The following is a 17,935-nucleotide window of genomic DNA, read 5'->3' as shown; positions in this document are numbered from 1 at the left end:
TCACGGCACGCGCGCCGACTGGGCCGCACGGGTGAACGCGGTCTACGGAGCGGCCGGTCCGTCCGCGTCCTCCTCCTCCGGGGGCGACTCCGGCGTGCCCAGCAGCCCGGCCAGCCGGCCCTGGCCCGCCAGCACGTACCCGACGCCGATCCCGAGCGTGATGGCGGTGAACACCACGATGAGCCAGCTGAGCAGGGTGAAGACCAGGCCGAGCGGGCCGAACTGGGTCACGCTGCGGTTCAGCGAGTGCGGGACGTAGATCCGCGAGGCCCAGGCGAGCGTCGTCAGCGCGGCACTGGTCAGCACGGCCCCCGGCAGCAGCGGGAGCCAGGGGACGCGGCCGCCGAGCAGCAGGTGCTGGGTCCACCACCAGAGCAGCGTGGCCGTGATCAGGTACAGGACGACCCCGAGCGCGTCACCCGCCCCGAATCCGGACCGCACCTTCCCCTGGACGACCAGGGCGGCCAGCCACACCAGCAGCCAGGCGATCCACCGCCAGGCCGCCAGACGCCCCGACAGGTGGGGCAGGTGCCAGCTCCGCTCGCACAGCCGCTGCAGGATGCGGCTGCAACTCGTCGCCGAGAGCAGGGTCACCAGGATCCCGATCCCGCCGAAGGTGTCGGTGGTGGCCTCCTCCCCCTTGGGGTGGAAGACCCCGGTGACCTCGTCCAGCGAGGCGCCCTTGAGCCCCAGGACGGCCTTGATGGAGTCGGCCGCGCTGCTGCGCACCTCCTGCGGCATGAAGGCCGCCAGCACGAACAGCACCGGGAGGGCGGTCAGGAACGTCTGCGCGGCGAGACGGGTGGCGGTGTCCAGGACGTGGATGTGGATCAGCTGCGCCGCGAGCCGGCGCGGGAACGGGGCGTCGCGCAGCGTGGCCGTCTGGTCCTGCAGCCAGGCGGACCTGGCGCGGAACCAGTCAGCCCGGCCGGGCCGGTGCCGCCGTTCCGCCACGCCGCTCTCCCTCGGGTCGATGTCGGCGGTCGGGCCACCGCCGCGGCTCGCTCTGGCGCGGGCACGCCGGATTCGTCCAAGACTGGGCGACCGGACGGTGGGCGGCATCTCGGCCGGGCCGCCGTTCGGCGCAACGCCCGGGGCGGTCCCGACGGCCCCGGGGGCGGGGCTCAACCGCCCGGTGTCCGGCTCCGGGGGCGTCCGAGGGCGTCCTGGTCGGGCAGTTGGCGGAGCTCCATGACGTGCAAGCCGAGCGCCTGGAACCGGCCGAGCAGGCCGTAGAGGTGGGCCTCGTCCGTGACGGGGCCGAACAGGAGGGTCTGGTTCGGCACGAAGACGCTCTCCAACTCCGGGAACGCCTCGCGGACAGTCACTTCTGGCATCGCCCCGGCGATACGGAACTCGTAACGCATAAGCGTCCTTCCCTGGAATGCTCCGCCGGTCCTCGCCGATCCCCGTGTGACCAGGCTGCGCGCCGCGTCGCCCCGGGGGATCACCCAGACGGGGTGAGCCACGGCCGCGGGCGTCCGGTCCAGCATCGTTACGGGATCACGAACCGTGCGGGCGTCCGGCCCGGGCGTACGGATCGGTGAGCGCGAGGAGACACGGTGAACCGGTGGAGAGCGCTGATCGTCCTGGGCACGGCGCAGTTCCTGATGGTGCTCGACGCGTCCGTGATGAACGTGTCCATCAGCCAGCTGGTCGAGGACTTCCACACCGACGTCACGGCGATCCAGGCGGTCATCACCCTCTACACGCTCGTGATGGCGGCCTTCATGATCACCGGCGGCAAGCTCGGCGACATGTTCGGACGCCGGCGGATGTTCCGGCTCGGCCTGGTCGTCTACGCCGTGGGATCGGGGCTGACCGCGGTCGCCCCCACCCTGTGGGTGCTGGCACTCGGCTGGTCGGTGATCGAGGGCCTGGGAGCCGCGCTGGTCCTCCCGGCGCTGGCCGCGCTGGTGGCCGGAGCCTACCGGGGACGGGACCGCGCCACCGCCTACGGCGTCATCGGCGGCCTGGCCGGGGCGGGCATCGCCGTGGGCCCGCTGCTCGGCGGCTGGCTGACCACCTACCTGACCTGGCGTCTGGTCTTCGCCGGCGAGGTCGTCCTGGTGGTCGTCATCCTCCTGCTGATGGGCTGGATCGCGCCGGAACCGGCACCGGAGCGGCGCACGCGGCTGGACGTGGTCGGCGTGCTGCTGTCGGTGGCCGGGCTGGGACTGGTGGTGCTGGCCGTCCTGCAGAGCAGTTCCTGGGGCTGGCTGCAGCCCCGCAACCCGCCGTTCACGGTGCTCGGGTTCTCGCCGACCCTCTTCGCCGTCGCGCTCGGCGGTGTGTTCCTGGTGCTGTTCCGGTCGTGGGAGCTGCGCCGGGAGGATCCGCTGGTCCGGTTCGGGCTGTTCGGCATCCCGCCGCTGCGGTCCGGCCTGCTCATGCTCTTCAGCCAGAACCTGATCCTCCTCGGGTTGTTCTTCGTCATCCCGCTCTACCTCCAGGTCGTGCAGGGCCACGACGCCTTCGAGACGGGCCTCCGGCTGCTGCCGGTGTCCGTCACGATGCTCGTGACCTCCATGACCGGCCCGTTCCTCGGCCGGTTCGCCTCGCCGAGGACGGTGGTGCGGATCGGGCTGCTGGTGCTGTTCGTCTCGTCGCTGTGGCTGGTCGGCACCGTCAAGCCGGAGCTCGACGACCTGTCCTTCGCGCTGGCGATGGCCCTGCTGGGGATCGGCATGGGGCTGCTTGCCTCCCAGCTGGGCAACGTCGTGCAGTCGAGCGTCGGGGAGGAGGACCGCAGCGAGGTCGGCGGGCTGCAGTACACCGCGCAGAACCTGGGGTCGTCGCTGGGCACCGCGCTGATCGGCGCCATCCTCATCGGCGCCCTGACGGCCGCGTTCGGCAGCACCGTCGCCGAGCACCCGCAGATCTCGGAGCCGGTGCGGCAGCAGGCCGGCATCAGGATCGAGGCCGGCGTCAGCTTCGTGCCCGCGGACCAGCTCTCCGCCGCGCTCGCACAGACCGCCGTTCCGCCGCAGGAGGCGGACGCCATCGTGGAGTCCTACAGCGCGGCCCAGCTCGACGGCCTCAAGGTGTCGTTCCTGGCCGCCGCCGGGATCACGCTCGTCGGCTTCGCCTTCACCGGCCACCTGCCCGCTCGGCGGGAGCCGGGCGGGGCCGGGCAGACGGCGGAGGCCGAGGGCCCGTCTGCCTGACGGGCGATCCGGCCGTGTGCCGGGGCCCGTCGGTTGAACGGCCGGCCGGTGCGGGAGGTCAGGTCCGCGCCCGTCGGTGCGTCGCGTGGGCGGCCTTCCTGATCCCCGCGATGAACTCCGCGAGGGCGTGGCCCACGGCACCGCTCAGGATCATCAGGGAGCCGATGAGGATCCAGGCCTCCTTCTCGTTGAGGCTGATCGGGGTGGTGGGGGCGGGGCCGCCGGCCGTGGAGGCGCTCCGGGGAGCGGGGCGCAGCATGTTCCTGGCGATCGCGACGAGGCCTGACAGGGCGTGCAGGGTCGCGCCGACGACGAGAGCCCCCAGACCGATCACGAGCCAGCCGACGCGACCGAGCTCGTCGGACCCGGGCGCGATGGCGCGGCGTGCGACCTGGTGGTGGATGCCTGGCATGGGTCTCGTCTCCTTCGATGGTTCTGACGGGAGACCCCCCTGTTGGCGGACGCTCGGGAGCGCCGGGCAGCCGGGCTCATCGGTCGGCCTCCCTTCCCGGGCCGTCCGCGGCACCCGCCCGGCCACCGGGCAGGAACAGGGCCGCACACAGGCCGATGAGGCCGCAGAGCGCGAGGACGCCCATGGCCGCCGCGTAGGCGTTCCGGCTGAGTCCGGCGACCAGGATGGTGCCGGCGATCGCGGTGCCCAGCGAGGAGCCCAGGTTGGAGATGCTGCGGGAGAGGCCGGAGATCTCGCCCTGGCGGCTGTCGGGGAAGGCGGACTGCACGATGTTGACCGAGGGGGTGAGCATCAGGCCGATGCCCAGCCCGATCAGCAGCAGACCGGGGGTGAAGGCCCAGACGCTGTCGACGGCGCGGACCAGCAGGAGGAGCACCACGATCCCGACGGTGGTGACGGCGAAGCCCGTGACGATCAGGGTGCGCTGGGCGTGGCGCTCGGCGAGGCGTTCGGCGGCGAGCGAGGTGGCGAGCAGGCCGAGGGTCGCGGCGGTGAACACCCCTCCGGTGGCGATGGCGCTGTAGCCGCGGACGACCTGGAGGTAGGCGCCGACGGTGAACGAGACGCCCATCAGGACGAGCCACTGGGCGTTCTGGGTGACCAGGCCCAGGTTCGAGGTGCGGTTGCGGAACAGGCTGGTGGCCAGCAGCGGTTCGCGGCCGTCGCGTTCCAGGTGGCGGATCCAGCGGAAGAAGCCGGCCAGCACCGCGGCCCCGGCGACCAGGAGGGCGATCATCAGCCAGGTGTTGTTGTCCGCGGCGAGGATGCCGGTGACCATCAGGACCAACCCGGCCGCCGACAGGACGGCGCCGACGGTGTCGAACGACCGGGTCGGGTCGGCGGGGAGCGGGTCCTCCAGCTTGCGGGTGAAGAACACGATCAGGGCCACGACGACGGCCTGGAAGCCGAAGTTGGCGCGCCAGTCGATGGCGGTGGTGAGCAGGCCGCCGAGGAGCGGGCCGGCGGCCGCGCCGATGCCGCCGAAGGCCATGATGGTGCCGAAGGCGCGGGCCCGGGTGGCGGTACCGGTGAACAGCAGGGTGGTCAGGATGTAGACCGGGGGGATCAGCAGGGCGGTGCCGACGCCCTCCAGGATCGAGTTGCCGAGGATCAGGACGCCGAGTCCGGGGGCGGCCGCGCTGAGCAGGGCGCCGACGCCGTAGGTGGTGAGGCCGGCCATCAGGCAGCGCTTGCGGCCCCAGCGGTCGGTGAGCTTGCCGCCCGGGATCATCAGCGCGGCCATCACCAACAGGAAGACGGTGATGGCGACTTGGACGCCCTGGACGGTGGTGTCCAGGTCCGTGCTGATGTCGTTGATCATCACGTTCATGCTGGAGCCGGCGAAGCTGCAGATGAACTGGGCCAGTGCCAGCGGGATGAGCACCCGGCGCCCGGCCGCGGCCGAGGCGGAGGTGGAGGCGGTGGCGGTGCCGGTCATTCCCGGATCCTCTCTCCGAGGGGCGGTGCGTCAGGCGGCGCCCCGGCGGTCGAGTTCCTCGTCGAGGGCGAGCGCCGCGTCGATGAGGGCGAGGTGGGTGAACGCCTGCGGGAAGTTGCCCAGTTGCTCGCCGGAGGGGCCGATCTCCTCGGCGAACAGGCCGACGTGGTTGGCGTAGGTGAGCATCTTGTCGAACGCGTAGCGGGCCTGGTCGACCCGGCCGGCCCGGGCCAGGGCCTCGACGTAGAGGAAGGTGCAGAGGTTGAAGGTGCCCTCGGAGCCGCGCAGTCCGTCGGGTGAGGCGGTCGGGTCGTAGCGGTACACCAGGCTGTCCTCGACCAGTTCCCGGTCCATGGCGTCCAGGGTGGACAGCCAGTCCGGGTCGGTGGGGGAGAGGAAGCCGACCTTGGGCATGAGCAGCAGCGAGGCGTCCAGGACGTCGGTGCCGTAGTGCTGGGTGAAGGCGCGGCGCCCGGGGTTCCAGCCGCGTTGCACGATCTGGCGCAGGATGTCGTCGCGCTCCGAGCTCCAGCGGTCGAGGTCTGCGGGGCGGCCGAACCTCCGGGCGATGCGGATGGCGCGGTCGAAGGCCACCCAGCACATCAGGCGGCTGTAGGTGAAGTCCTGGCGTCCGCCGCGGGTCTCCCAGATGCCCTCGTCCGGGCGGTCCCACTGCTCGGTCAGCCAGTCCACGAGCCGGCGGAACGCGTCCCAGCCGCGCAGCGCCCCCATGTCGGTCTCCTGGGCGGCGAACGCGTAGGCGGCCTCGCCGTAGATGTCCAGCTGCAGCTGGTCGGCGGCGGCGTTCCCGGCGCGCACCGGGGAGGAGCCGCGGTAGCCCTCCCACTGGGTCAGCGTCTCCTCGGTCAGGTGGGGGTCGCCGTCGATCCGGTACATGATCTGGAGGCGTTCGCCCTCGCCGCGGGCGGCCTCGATCCGCTCCCGCACCCACCGGCGGAAGGCCACCGCCTCGTCCTGGAAGCCGAGGCCGATGAGGGTGTGGACGGAGAGCGAGGCGTCCCGGATCCAGGTGTAGCGGTAGTCCCAGTTGCGCTCCCCGCCGATCTGCTCCGGCAGTCCCATGGTCGCGGCGGCGATCAGCGCGCCGGTCGGGTGGTAGCTGAGCAGCTTGAGCGTGATCGCCGAGCGGTCCACGATCTGCCGCCAACGTCCTTGGTAGTTCGAGGACTTGAGCCACTCGTACCAGAACTTCCGGCAGGCGTCGAAGGCGGCGAGGGCGTCCGTGTCACCGGGCGGGGCGGGCGGGGCGTCGCCCGGCGGCCGGGCGGTGAGCAGCACGGTGGCCATCTGCCCGGCGTCCAGGGTGAAGCGCGCGGTCACGTCGGAGCCGTCGGGGTGCAGCACGATCGGATCGGTGGCCTGGACGCACAGTTCCTGGTCCGGGCCCTGCAGCACCGCGCAGCGTGCGTCCGGCAGGGTGAGCCGCTGGGGGGCGCGGCCGTAGTCGAAGCGGGGCCGGCACTCCAGCAGGAAGGGCACCCGTCCGCGCACCACCCGGGCGGTACGGATGATCCGGTGCCGGTCGCTCGGGGTCGGCGAGGTGTCGGGCAGCATGAAGTCGACGACCTCCGCCACGCCCTGCGGGGCGAGGAAGCGGGTGACCACGATGGCCGTGCCCGCGAGGTAGAGCTGTTTCACCTCGGCGTCGGGCACCGCGTCCCGGTCGACGGCGAGCCGGCAGTTGCCGCCCTTCGCGTGGTCCAGCAGGGAGGCGAAGAGACTGGGGGAGTCGAAGCGGGGCGTGCACCACCAGTCGATGTCGCCTCCGGTCGACACGAGCGCGGCGGTCTGCAGATCGCCGATGACCCCGTGCTCGGCGATCGGAGGGTAGGCGTCCATGCTGCGCTCCCCGGATGTGAGGAAAGAACCCGGATGGGGGAAAGGAATCGGCCCTTCGCCGACACGCTACGGAGGGTGGCCCGGCCGCGGATCACCCGGCGTGGGTGAACGTCCGGCGGCCGGGGCGCCGCGGGCCGCCCGGGCGGGGCCGCGCGCGGGCCCCTCACCTCCGGCCCCCCGCCTGCCGACCCCTCACCTGCCCGGGGTGAGGCCGGGCCCCGGAGATCCGGTGACAATGGCGGCGACGGTTCACCGGCCGTCCCCGGCACGGTGACGGGAGGAGACGCCGTGACAACGTCCCGCAGCCGTACCCCCGCCCCGTCCGGGCCGGCCCCGGAGGGGAACGGGAACCGGACGGACTACGCCGGCGCGGTCTACGGCTCGATGCTGGCGGCCTCCGTGATCGCGGCCGCCGGTGTCCACGAACCGCACCCGCGGCTGTCGCTCATCCTGCTGCTGGTGATCACCGGGCTCGTCTTCTGGATCGCCCACGTCTACGCGCACGTGGCCGGGCAGCGGGAGATCGGACGCCAGGTCAGCTGGCCCCAGGTGCGCCAGGTCGGCCGGCACGAGTGGCCGCTGGTCGAGGCGTCGGGGCTGCCGGCCCTGGCGGTGCTGGTCAGTCCCTGGCTCGGGACGGGCAACAGCGCCTGGCTCGCCCTCGGCGTCGCGGTGGCCCAGCAGGTGGCCTGGGCGACGCTGGGCGCCCACCGGGCGGGCGCCCCGGCCCGTCAGGTCGTCGTGGAGGGCGCGGTCAACCTGGTCCTCGGGCTGGTCATCGTGGCGGCCAAGGTCGCCGTCGGGCACTGAACCACCGGTGCGGGTGGTGCCGCCGCCCGCACGCTTCGTCCGGGCTCCGACGTGCCGGTGCCCCGTCCCGGACCGGGACGGGGCACCGGCACGCGGGGGGCGTTCAGCCGGCCAGGAGCCGCTGCTTCTGCGCCGCGAACTCCTCGTTGGTGAGGACTCCCTGGTCCCTCAGCTGCGCCAGCTGCTGCAGCTGCGAGATCTTGTCGTCCATGCTCGCCGCAGGGGGCGCCGGAGGCGCCGCGGGAGCGGCGGGTGCCGCGGCCGGTGGGGGCGGAGCGGGCTCGGCCGCCATGTCCTGCTGGGCCCAACGACCCGCCTGACGGCGGGAGACCCGGTTGGACACGGCGGTCGCCGTTCCGGCGACGACGGCGGTGCGCGCCATACCGCGCAGCAGTCCAGGCATGACTCGTCTCTCCTCTCGGTGGCGTCACTCGGTGGCGGACGGCCGGGTCGCGGGGTCGTCGGACGCGTCCTCGACGTCGTCCAGCTCGTCCAGGGAGCGCAGCAGGTCCGCCATGGGCACCCGGCCGCTGGCGACCACCCGGGCGCCGCCCCGGCGCAGCGCCGTGGCGAACGGAGCGGCCCAGGTGTTCTCGTAGATGAGCACCCCGGCCGAGTTCCCGGGCTCGATGGCCCCGGCGGCCTCGCCCAGGTCGTCGTCGTCGAGCAGCCCCGACCCGGAGCCCTCGAAGACGGCCAGGTCCAGCAGACCGTCACCGTCGAAGTCGGCGATCTCCATCCCGGTGACGGTGCCGTCGCTGTCCTTGCGTACGAACGCGAAGTCCAGGATGCGGATCACACCCCGGTCCACCAGGTCGATCAACAGCGGAAGCCCCTCCCCGGTCATGCGGTTGCCGGGGAACTCGACCACCAGGTAGTCGATGGGCCCGCTCTCGGCCAGGACGTCCTCGGCCATGGCGGTGCTCCTTCCTTCGTGTGGGATCCGGCGCCCGGCCCGCCGGGCCGGTCACTGCTTCGACGCTAGGGGCCGCCACCCCCTCCGCGGATCACCTGTTCCGGGTGAGGGAACGCGGATCCGGCGGAGCCCTCGTCCGGGCGGCCCAGTCCGGCGTGCCGGACGGGGGACCTTGCGGCGTGAATGGTGAACAGCGGCGGTACGGCCGCGTGCCGAACATCGGGAGTGCCGTTGAACGGGCCACTGGAGCCGCATCCTTCCGAGCCCCCTTCGGGTGAGCCCTCGGCGTCCGGGCCTGCTCCGTCCGGGCCTGCTCCGTCCGGGCCTGCTCCGTCCGGGCCCGCTGCGGCGGGTGGTCCTGTGGCGGGCGGTCCTGCGTCGGGTGAGCCGCCCGCGTCCGGGCCGCCTCCGTCCGGGCCGCCGCCCGGCGGGCCGACGAACGGGAGCGGGGGCACCCCCTCGGGGGCCCGGCACCCCTCCAGGGCGGCGAGGATCGCGATGAGCACCGTGTCCGCCGTGCTGATCACGCTGACCTGCATCCTGGTGCCCGTCTCGCTGCTCACCGTCTGGGTGCACGACATCGCGCTGGACACCGACCGGTACGTCTCGACGGTCTCCCCGCTGGCCACCAACCCCGCGATCCAGGACGCCGCGGTCGCCCGGATCACGAAGGCCGTGGACGTGAAGGTGGACGGCCCGGCTGTCGCCTCCGACGTGGGCGACTGGCTGCAGTCGCAGGGCCTGCCGCCCCGGGCCGCCGCGGCGGTCAAGTCGCTCGGCCCCAAGATCGACGACGCGGTGGACCAGGTGGTCACCAAGGCCGCCACCAAGGTCGTGCAGAGCGACGCCTTCGCGACCGTCTGGACGCAGGCCAACCGCGCCGCCCACCAGGCCGTGGTCCAGGCCCTGACCGGCCACGGCCGCGGCGCGGTCGAGGTGGACAACGGCACCGTCACCCTCAACGTCGGGACGGCCGTCGACAAGCTGAAGGACGACCTGGTGTCCGCCGGGCTGACCCCGGCCGAGAAGATCCCGGACGTCAACAAGCAGCTGGTGCTGTTCCAGTCCGACAAGCTGGCCAAGATCCGCGGTTACGCGCACGCCCTCGACGTGATCGGCAACTGGCTGCCGATCATCACCGTGCTGATCGGCGTGATCGGCGTGGTGCTGGCCCGGCGCCGCCGCCGGGCCCTGGTGACCACGGCCCTCTGCGCGGCCTTCGCCTGCCTGCTGGTGGCGATCGCCCTGGTGATCGCCCGCCACTACTACCTGGACCACCTGCCGCCCGCCGTGCAGTCCCCGGCCGCGGCGGCCGCGGTCTTCGACACGCTGCTGCACTTCCTGCGGATCAGTCTGCGCACCGCGATCGTCCTGGGCGTGGTGGTGGCGCTCGGCGCCTACCTCTCCGGTGCGGGCCGCATGCCGCGCGCCGTCCGCGGCGGTGCCGACCACGTCGCCGACTCCGTCGCCGGCTGGAGCGACGCGCACGGCGTGCACACCGGCCGGGTCGGGACCTGGACCGACGCCCACCGCCGGTGGCTCGTCCTCGCGGCGGTGCTGATCGTCGCCCTGGTGTTCGCCCTCTGGAACCACCCGACCGTCCTGACGGTGCTGCTGCTCGTGCTGGTACTGCTCGCGGTGCTCGCCGTCCTGGCGCTGCTCGCCGCCTCCGGACGGGCCGGCGCCGACAGCCGTACCGACGAGGCCGGTGCCGGGAGCCGGACCGGCGAGTGACCCCGTCCGCGCGACGCGGACCTCCCCGACCGTTCCCCGCACACAGCGCAGGTGGCCATGACCAGTCGTCCGAACATCCTGTTGATCGTCACCGACGAGGAGCGGGCCGCGATCCCCCGCCCGCAGGGCTTCACGCTCCCCGCCCGGGAACGACTCGCCGAGCGGGGCACCACCTTCGACCGGTACTACACCGCCTCGGCCATGTGCAGCTCCGCGCGGTCCGTGATCTACACCGGCCGGCACCTGCCGCTGACCGAGATCTACGACAACGACAACATGCCCTACATCCGCCCGCTGGACCCGGCGCTGGGCACCCTCGGCACGATGCTGCGCCAGGCCGGCTACCACTGCACGTACCAGGGCAAGTGGCACCTGTCGAACGCCTACGTCACCCCGCAGAACCCGGGACCGACCACCGACGCCCTGGAGCCCTACGGGTTCAGCGAGTTCAACGACTGGGGCGACATCGACGGCGGCGTCTGGGCCGGGCTCAAGATCGACCCCGTGATCGCCGGCCAGGCCGTCAAGTGGCTGCGCAACCGCGCCCCGGCGGTGGCGGACGACCAGCCCTGGTTCATGGCCGTCAACTTCGTCAACCCGCACGACATCATGAGCTTCGACTACGGCGGGAAGCCCCGGGTGCGGCTGCCCTTCGGCCTCGCGCACGCCGTGCTGGCGCGCGGCCCCGCCGACGTCCCGCTCTACCGCCGCCGCTGGGACTTCGACCTGCCCGCCAGCCTGCACGACGACCTCTCCGGCGCCGCGCCGGCGGTGGCGGAGTTCGCGCGCATGCTCGACACGGTGTTCGGTCCGGTGGCCGACGACCGGCACTGGTACGACGGCCTGAACTTCTACCTCAACGCCATCCGGGACGTCGACCGCAGCATCGACCTCGTGCTCGACGCGCTGCAGGCCTCCGGCCAGGCCGACCGAACGGTGGTCGTGTTCACCTCCGACCACGGCGAGATGGCCGGCTCCCACGGCCTGCGCCAGAAGGGCAACCTGCTCTACGACGAGAACTTTCACGTCCCGTTCGTGCTGTGCCACCCGGACGCGCCCGGCGGCGGCCGCACCGACGCGCTCGCCTCCGCGGTCGACATCGCGCCCACCCTGCTGGAGTTCGCGGGCCTGGACCGGGCGGCCGCCGCCTCCCGCTTCCCCGACCTGCACGGTCACTCCTTGTCACCGGTGCTGGAGGGCGGGGAGGTCCGCGAGGGCGTGCTCACCGCCGTCGAGTCGATCACCGCCCTGGACGCCGGGTTCTGGTTCGAGTTCGCCGACCCGCAGGCCCAGCAGCGCATCCAGTCGGGGGAACTGCGCCCGGACTGGGACAAGCGCGGCTTCCTGCGCGGCTACCTCGACCGGCGGTACAGCTTCGGGCGCTACTTCTCCCCGCTCCGGCCCAATCGCCCGACCAGCCCCGAGGCGCTGTACGCGCAGAACGACGTGGTGCTCTACGACCGGGAGGAGGACCCCGGCGAGGTGCGCAACCTCGCGGCCGATCCGGCCCACCGCGACCTCGTCGCCCGGTACAGCGCCCGGCTGGAGGACCTCATCACCGCGGAGGTCGGCGCCGACACCCGCGCGTGGGTCACCGAACGCCCCCGGCTGCTCGGCTGGCCCACCTGGCACGGCGACACCGACCGTCCCGTGCCCGCCGGCGCCGCGGCCCGCGGGTGAACCCGTGGCCGACCTCGTGGCCGGACCGGTGGCCGACGTCGTGGCCGACCCCACGGACGCGGCGTCACGGTCCGTGACCTCGTCGCGGTCCGCGCACGACAGGACGGGAGTCCGGCCCTACCGTGAACGTAGGACTTCTGTTCCCTTCCAGGCGGTCGTCATGCGAGCAGCCGGGCCCCACCGCCCGGCTGCCCGCCCCTCCCGTCTCCCGCTCCCCGAGAGGCGGTTGCCACCGAAGGAGTCAATGTCATGACCAGCAGTGTTGCCGGGGCCGGCCCCAGCACCCACGCCCCCGAACCCCGTCCCTTCGCGACCGGGTGGACCATCTTCGCCGGGGTCATGATGATCGCCGGCGGCATCATGGCGGTGTTCCAGGGGATCGCCGCCATCACCAAGGACAGCCTGATCGTCGTCACCCGGCACTACGTCTACTCGATGAACACCGAAGGCTGGGGCTGGATCCACGTCATCGTCGGGGTCGTCCTGGTGCTGGCGGGCGTGGCGCTGTTCAGCGGTGCTCCCTGGGCCCGGGTCGTCGGTGTCGCCGTCGCCGGCCTGAGCATGATCGCCAACTTCCTGTGGCTGCCCTACTACCCGCTCTGGGCCATCGTCCTGATCGCGCTCGACGCCTTCGTCATCTGGGCGCTGTGCGTCGGCACCACGAAGAAGGCGAGCTGACCACCCGACGGGCCGACGGCCCGTAGGAACCCCCGGGCCGGCCACCACCGCGTGGCCGGCCCGATCGCGTCCGGGGGAGGGGAGTGGAGGGCGAGCGGAGGGCGAGTGGAGGGGGAGGCTTGGCGGGCGGCCCGGGGCATCTTGTATCGTTCCTCGCGAATCATCCAGAGGGGTGGAGGGACCGGCCCTACGAAGCCCCGGCAACTCCCCGTTCGACCCGGCGTCCGAAGTACGCGCCGTGCCGTGCGGGGGCAGTGCCAACTCCGGCCTGTCGCCACTGTGGCGCGGGAAAGATGAGGAGACACGGTGCTCTCTGTGCTGTCCTTCGCCCGGGCGCTTCCCGCCCCGGCCCTTCCGCGTACCCGTCTCGTGCCCGGCGCAGGCAATCGGCCGACTTCTCCGGCCCGTCCTCGCTGACCACCCCCCCGGCTCCCCGTCCGGGAGCCCCCGTGAGCGAAGCCCACCCGCCGCTCACGGGATTCGAGACGGAGTACCCATCCATGGACAACACGAGCGGCGTCGGCGTGCTCGACAAGGTCACCTCGATCCTCGGCACCCTGGAGGCAGGTCCCGCCACCCTGGCCGGACTCGTCACCGCCACCGGCCTGGCCCGGCCCACCGCCCACCGGCTCGCCGTGGCACTCGAACACCACCGGCTGGTCACCAGGGACATGCAGGGCCGGTTCATCCTCGGCCCCCGGCTCACCGAGCTCTCGGCGGCCGCCGGGGAGGACCGACTGCTGGCCGCAGCCGGCTCCGTCCTCGCCCACCTGCGCGACGTGACCGGCGAGAGCGCCCAGCTCTACCGCCGCCAGGGCGAGATCCGGATCTGCGTGGCCGCCGCCGAGCGCCTCTCCGGCCTGCGCGACACCGTACCGGTGGGGGGCACCCTCCCGATGAAGGTCGGTGCGGCCGCCCAGGTCCTGCTCGCCTGGGAGGAGCCCGAGCGGCTGCACCGCGGGCTGCAGGGCGCCCGCTTCACCGCCACCGCGCTGAGCGGGGTCCGGCGGCGCGGCTGGGCCCAGTCCATCGGCGAGCGTGAACTCGGGGTCGCCTCCGTGTCCGCGCCCGTCCGCGGCCCGTCCAACCGGGTGGTGGCCGCGGTGTCGGTCTCCGGCCCGATCGAGCGGCTCACCCGGCACCCTGGAGCCCAGCTCTCCCAGGCGGTCGTCGAGGCGGCCCACCGGCTCACCGAGGCCCTGCGCCACACCTGACCGGTTCACCGGGCCGCGCCTGCCCGGCTTCGCGCCGTTCGGCTTCGCGCTGCCCGGCTTCGCCCCGTCCGGCCTCGCGCTGCCCGGACGCGCGGTCCTCTGGCGCGGGCCGGGAGGAGGCGGCGGCCGGCGACACCGGGAACGGGGTGAACCGAACACGGCACGCCATCCGTGCAGGGGTCGGGGGCCGCGTTGCACCGCCGTCACCCGCCGCCGCCACGGCGGCCGGCGGCGGTCCGGGCTCGCCGCCTCGCGCGCTCCCCCGATCTCCCCCCCGGGGCGCGCGCGAGGCGTTCCCTGCTCCACGAACTCCACAGGAGAGAAGCACAGATGAAGCACGTACGCCGGGCGGCCGTGGTCACCGGGGGCGCGGTCGCCGCCCTCGCACTGGCGGGCACCGGGACCGCCTTCGCCTGGAAGCCGAGCGACGCCTCGCTGGAGGTCGGCTGCCGGGCGGACGCCGGCCACGTCGAGCTCGTCCTCGGCAACCGCTACAAGGCCGCCGGCGACTACACCCTGAGCCTGGTCGGCGGCTCCGAGGAGTACCACGGCCGCATCGACGCCAACGCCACCGTCAAGCTGACCGTCAGCTACTCGGGCAAGGGCGACACCTGGCGCTACACCCTGGCGGACACCCACGTGGACAAGAAGGTCGCGGACGTTCCGCTGTGCCCGTCCGCCACCCCGACGCCGACCGGCACCCCGACCACCACCCCCTCCGTTCCGGCGACCCCGGTCCCGACCCCGACCAAGTCGGTCCCGGCCTCGCCGAGCGCCACGCCGTCGGCCACCACCCCGGCCCCGACCGGCACCCCGACCACCACCCCCTCCGTCCCGGCGACCCCGGTCCCGACCCCGATCAAGTCGGTCCCGGCCTCGCCGAGCGCCACGCCGTCGGCCACCACCCCGGCCCCGACCGGCACCCCGACCACCACCCCGTCGGCCACGCCGTCCGCCATGCCCAGCGCGACCGGCACCGCCCCGGCGCTGGCCCAGACCGGTGGCGGGGACAACACCCCGCTCGCCCTGGCCGGCGGCGCCGTGCTGGCCGCCGGTGCGGGCCTGGTGTTCGCCGCCCGCAAGGTCGCGGCCAAGCGCCGCGCCTGACCGAGCACCGATCGGGGCGATCGCGGCGCCGGGGTCCGGGAACACCGGACCTCGGGGCCCCACGGCATTTGACGGCCTGTGCCGCCGGGCCGTCCACGGAAGGGGAGTGAGATGTTCGTCGATGGATCCTGGCGGATCACGGTGACCGGCAAGGACGCCGACTTCGACCAGCGGGCGGTGGTGATCACCCCGTACGGCACCCTGGTGCTGGCCGGCCGGGTGGGGGAGTCGCTCGTGGTCGACGCGGACACCTGGGAGCTGAGGCTCGAACACCTCCGGCCGGGCGGAGGTTGGCGCCCGGACGTCCAGGTGGTGCCCGGCCCGGTGGCCGAGACCGGCGGCGTGCGCAGCCGGGAGGTCCGCGCCCGGGACTGCCACTGGCCGGGCGTGCCCGGCACCGACCTGCCGCGCAACCTCGTGCTGCGCCTCGACGCGCTCGGCGCCGCGGCCCCGGCCGCGCGGCGGGAGACGGCCGGGGCGATCGGGCCGGCCTCGGCACCGCTGGTGCGGACCAGTTCGGACCCGGCGCTCGGCGCCCTGCGGCCGGCGGAGCGGCGGGGGACGCCGGCCGACCGGACCGCCCCGGGCCAGGCCCCGGCCCCGGCCGTACGGCGGGCCACCACCGGCTGGTGAAGCGGGAGTCGGCGAAGAGGGGCGGCTGTGCGGGCAGCCGCCCCTCGGTCGTACCGGCCGGGTCGTGCCGGCCGGGTCGTGCCGGCTCCGTCGTGCCGGGGCCCGTCAGCTGTCGATCTTGAACGACTCCCCGTAGACCTTCCAGGCCAGCGGGGGCTTGAGGTCGAGGTTGCCCGCCTTCAGGAACACCAGCTGCTCGGTGTCCACCCGGTCGGTCTCCTCGTGGGCGGCCTCCGTCTTCATCGCGGCCCGGCGGGCGTCGAGAAAGGCGGCCAGGTAGGCCTTCTCGTCGCCGCCCTGGGCCGGGGTCTTCGCCTTCTTCATGGCGGCGGCCCGGATGCCGCCGAAGCTGACCGGCTCGTTGCCGGGGCCGTGCACGACGATGGCGTCGTAGTAGACGAACTGGCCGAGGGCGTGCAGGCCGTCGGTCTGGGCCTGCATCACCGAGGGGTTGAAGTAGACCCGGTCCCGCTCGTCCGTCCGGGCCTGCTTCGCCGGGCCGCCCGGCACAGGCAAGACCACCGTCGCCCGGCTGTACGGGTGGCTGCTGGCCGAACTGGGCGTGCTGCCCGCGGGCCAGCTGGTCGAGACCGCCCGCGCCGACCTGGTCGGCCGGTACGTGGGGCACACCGCGCAGCGGGCGGCTGCAGCTCGGGCCCCCGGCTGTACGGCACGGGCGACGTCGGCCGCGACTGCGCCGGGTACGGCACCTTCACGGCCGCCCTGGTGGCCCGCCGCCGCACCGGCGAGGCCGGCCCCTCCGGCCTCGCCCCCGAGGCCCGCGTCCCGGCGATCGTGGTCACCGACGACGCCGGGGCCACCACCCCGGACCTGCTGGGCGGCGGGATCCGCGCCGCCGTCGACAAGGGCGCCCGGGTGATCGCGGTCGAGGTGCCCGTCCCCGGGCCGAGCGACGCGCTCGGCGACGCCGTCGCGTACGCGGCGGCGCACGGCGCGCTGGTCGTCGCCCCGGCGGCCCCGGACGGTCGCAGCAGCAGTTCGCCGGTGTTCCCGGCCTCTTACCCGGGCGTGCTCGCGGTGGCCTCGACCGGGCCGAACGGCCCGTCCGGCGGCGGCCTGGGCGGCCGGGTCGACCTGGCCGCGCCCGGCGAGCTCGTGACGGGTACCGGGCCCGGTGGCGGCCTGTTCACCGCCTCCGGACCGGGCTGCGCCACCGCCTACGTGGCGGCCGCGGCCGCCCTGGTGCTCGCGCTGCGGCCCGAGCTGACCGCGGAACAGCTGACCCGGCGGCTGGAGACGACCGCCTACCACCCCGGCACCCGGCTGCCGGACGCCGCGGTGGGCTTCGGGGTGGTCGACCCGGTCGCCGCCGGCACCGGCTCCTGGCCCGGCGCGGCCCGGGCGGCCGACCCGGGTGACCCGGTGCGGGTGGACCCGGGGCCGGACCGCTCGAAGGCCTGGCGGGCCCTCGCGGTGGCGGGTGGCAGCGCCGGGGTGGTCCTGCTGGTGGCTTTCGGCGGTCTGACCGCGCGGCTCGGCCGCCGAGGGACCGGGCGCGCCGCCGGCTGACGGCCCGGTCCGGGGCGCGGCGGGGCCCGTCCCGCGCGCCGGCGAGGTTTCCTCCGGCAAAGTGCCGCCCAGGTGAACAATCGCGAGCACGTTTTCCGTTCAACAACACGACAGGCGGGCGAGCGGCTCGCGTCCAGGGCCGGGCAGATGGGTGAGGTGGGCTCCGATGAGGACCAGGGCGGTGGACCGTGATGGTGACAGACTGACGGTCATGACGGGCGGTGGGGACGGTAACGGGCAGGGCGGCACCGGGCGCGGCGGGAGCGGGCCGGACGACGAGGCGACGGCGCGTCGGCTGATCGCCGCCTGGCTGGCCGGTGAGGCCGCCGAACCGGCGCCCGCCCCGGCCGCCGCCGCCGAGCGGCCCGCCGGGGCCGTCCCGACCGGGGCCGTCCCGACCGGGTGGTGCGTCCCCCCGGCCGCCGCCCGGGAGGTCATCGCCGTGGCCCGGCGGATGGCCCTGCACGGACGGCAGGGCCGGGCCTGGCCGGCCCCCGGAGCCGAGCACCTGATGCTGGCCCGCGCCCTGGTGGTCGACGAGCATCCCTCGGCCGCGGCGTGGTCCGAGCGGGAGCGGGTCGAACTGGCCGGCTGGATCGCGGTCCTGGTGCGGCGCTTCGGCGAGGACGGCGTCCAGCAGCTGACCGCCGCACTCGCGGCCCGGTCCTGAGCGTCCGGTCCTGAGCGCCCGGTCCC

Annotated in this window: 17 protein-coding genes, 2 pseudogenes and 1 riboswitch; of the genes and pseudogenes, 11 read left to right on the top strand and 8 right to left on the bottom strand. The window is 74.0% G+C overall.

The features are described 5' to 3' along the window. Nucleotides 1-42: 42 nt before the first annotated feature. Nucleotides 43-954, bottom strand: coding sequence for a YhjD/YihY/BrkB family envelope integrity protein (locus tag ABT048_RS37145; RefSeq protein WP_350526037.1), 912 nt, complete (start codon nt 952-954; stop codon nt 43-45). A 170-nt stretch (nt 955-1,124) separates the two neighbouring features. After that, a complete protein-coding gene (locus ABT048_RS37140) occupies nt 1,125-1,367 on the bottom strand; it encodes a DUF8691 family protein (protein WP_350526036.1) in 243 nt (80 codons plus the stop codon). A 195-nt stretch (nt 1,368-1,562) separates the two neighbouring features. On the opposite strand from ABT048_RS37140, the gene ABT048_RS37135 reads away from it, so the two are divergent. Beyond that, nucleotides 1,563-3,167 (top strand): MFS transporter, encoded by a 1,605-nt coding sequence (locus ABT048_RS37135; RefSeq protein WP_350526035.1) that lies wholly within the window; start codon nt 1,563-1,565, stop codon nt 3,165-3,167. Nucleotides 3,168-3,225: 58 nt separating this feature from the next. Here ABT048_RS37135 and ABT048_RS37130 read toward each other — a convergent pair whose 3' ends face one another. The 3 genes from ABT048_RS37130 to ABT048_RS37120 all read right to left on the bottom strand — a co-directional run bounded on the left by ABT048_RS37130 (nt 3,226) and on the right by ABT048_RS37120 (nt 6,937). Further along, nucleotides 3,226-3,579, bottom strand: a complete 354-nt coding sequence (locus ABT048_RS37130; protein WP_350526034.1) for a hypothetical protein — start codon at nt 3,577-3,579, stop codon at nt 3,226-3,228. Between the two features lie 76 nt (nt 3,580-3,655). After that, nucleotides 3,656-5,077, bottom strand: a complete 1,422-nt coding sequence (locus tag ABT048_RS37125; protein ID WP_350526033.1) for an MFS transporter — start codon at nt 5,075-5,077, stop codon at nt 3,656-3,658. Between the two features lie 30 nt (nt 5,078-5,107). Then, a complete protein-coding gene (locus tag ABT048_RS37120) occupies nt 5,108-6,937 on the bottom strand; it encodes a glycoside hydrolase family 15 protein (protein WP_350526032.1) in 1,830 nt (609 codons plus the stop codon). Nucleotides 6,938-7,225: 288 nt separating this feature from the next. Between ABT048_RS37120 and ABT048_RS37115 the strand changes: the two genes are divergently transcribed. Further along, nucleotides 7,226-7,747, top strand: coding sequence for a hypothetical protein (locus ABT048_RS37115; RefSeq protein ID WP_350526031.1), 522 nt, complete (start codon nt 7,226-7,228; stop codon nt 7,745-7,747). A 103-nt stretch (nt 7,748-7,850) separates the two neighbouring features. Here the strand turns inward: ABT048_RS37115 and ABT048_RS37110 are convergent, their stop codons facing one another. Beyond that, nucleotides 7,851-8,150, bottom strand: coding sequence for an SHOCT domain-containing protein (locus tag ABT048_RS37110; protein WP_350526030.1), 300 nt, complete (start codon nt 8,148-8,150; stop codon nt 7,851-7,853). A 24-nt stretch (nt 8,151-8,174) separates the two neighbouring features. After that, nucleotides 8,175-8,663 (bottom strand): DUF6325 family protein, encoded by a 489-nt coding sequence (locus tag ABT048_RS37105; RefSeq protein WP_350526029.1) that lies wholly within the window; start codon nt 8,661-8,663, stop codon nt 8,175-8,177. Between the two features lie 498 nt (nt 8,664-9,161). Here ABT048_RS37105 and ABT048_RS37100 point away from each other — a divergent pair, with 498 nt between their 5' ends. The 6 genes from ABT048_RS37100 (at nt 9,162) to ABT048_RS37075 (ending at nt 15,709) form a co-directional block, all read left to right on the top strand. Beyond that, nucleotides 9,162-10,397, top strand: a complete 1,236-nt coding sequence (locus ABT048_RS37100) for a hypothetical protein (RefSeq protein WP_350526028.1) — start codon at nt 9,162-9,164, stop codon at nt 10,395-10,397. Between the two features lie 57 nt (nt 10,398-10,454). Continuing rightward, a complete protein-coding gene (locus ABT048_RS37095; protein ID WP_350526027.1) occupies nt 10,455-12,077 on the top strand; it encodes a sulfatase family protein in 1,623 nt (540 codons plus the stop codon). A 249-nt stretch (nt 12,078-12,326) separates the two neighbouring features. Further along, a complete protein-coding gene (locus ABT048_RS37090) occupies nt 12,327-12,755 on the top strand; it encodes a DUF7144 family membrane protein (RefSeq protein WP_350526026.1) in 429 nt (142 codons plus the stop codon). A gap of 157 nt (nt 12,756-12,912) precedes the next feature. Further along, a riboswitch (SAM riboswitch) is annotated at nt 12,913-13,055 on the top strand. A gap of 200 nt (nt 13,056-13,255) precedes the next feature. Further along, the gene (locus ABT048_RS37085; RefSeq protein WP_350526025.1) at nt 13,256-13,969 is read left to right on the top strand and encodes an IclR family transcriptional regulator; all 714 of its coding nucleotides are present in this window, start codon (nt 13,256-13,258) and stop codon (nt 13,967-13,969) included. Nucleotides 13,970-14,299: 330 nt separating this feature from the next. Continuing rightward, nucleotides 14,300-15,076: an LPXTG cell wall anchor domain-containing protein gene (locus tag ABT048_RS37080; RefSeq protein WP_350526024.1), complete on the top strand. Its 777-nt coding sequence runs from the start codon at nt 14,300-14,302 to the stop codon at nt 15,074-15,076. 111 nt (nt 15,077-15,187) lie between these two features. Continuing rightward, on the top strand, nt 15,188-15,709 hold the full coding sequence (locus tag ABT048_RS37075; protein WP_350526023.1) for a hypothetical protein: 522 nt from the start codon (nt 15,188-15,190) through the stop codon (nt 15,707-15,709). A 105-nt stretch (nt 15,710-15,814) separates the two neighbouring features. On the opposite strand, the pseudogene ABT048_RS37070 reads toward ABT048_RS37075, so the two are convergent. Continuing rightward, nucleotides 15,815-16,201: pseudogene (locus ABT048_RS37070) on the bottom strand (chitosanase); the annotation flags it as partial. On the opposite strand from ABT048_RS37070, the pseudogene ABT048_RS37065 reads away from it, so the two are divergent. From ABT048_RS37065 to ABT048_RS37055, 3 genes and pseudogenes are all read left to right on the top strand, one after another. Next, nucleotides 16,200-16,346: pseudogene (locus ABT048_RS37065) on the top strand (AAA family ATPase); the annotation flags it as partial. The pseudogenes ABT048_RS37070 and ABT048_RS37065 sit on opposite strands and share 2 nt — an antisense overlap. Nucleotides 16,347-16,435: 89 nt before the next feature. Then, complete coding sequence (locus tag ABT048_RS37060; RefSeq protein WP_502894116.1) at nt 16,436-17,239, top strand: S8 family serine peptidase; 804 nt, start codon at nt 16,436-16,438, stop codon at nt 17,237-17,239. A 211-nt stretch (nt 17,240-17,450) separates the two neighbouring features. After that, nucleotides 17,451-17,909 (top strand): hypothetical protein, encoded by a 459-nt coding sequence (locus ABT048_RS37055; protein WP_350526021.1) that lies wholly within the window; start codon nt 17,451-17,453, stop codon nt 17,907-17,909. The last annotated feature ends 26 nt before the right edge of the window (nt 17,910-17,935 follow it).

The organism is Kitasatospora sp. NPDC096140 (assembly GCF_040303045.1).
Taxonomy (GTDB): domain Bacteria; phylum Actinomycetota; class Actinomycetes; order Streptomycetales; family Streptomycetaceae; genus Kitasatospora.
Note: the sequence above shows the minus strand (reverse complement) of the source record. Positions and strands in the feature narration are given on the sequence as shown.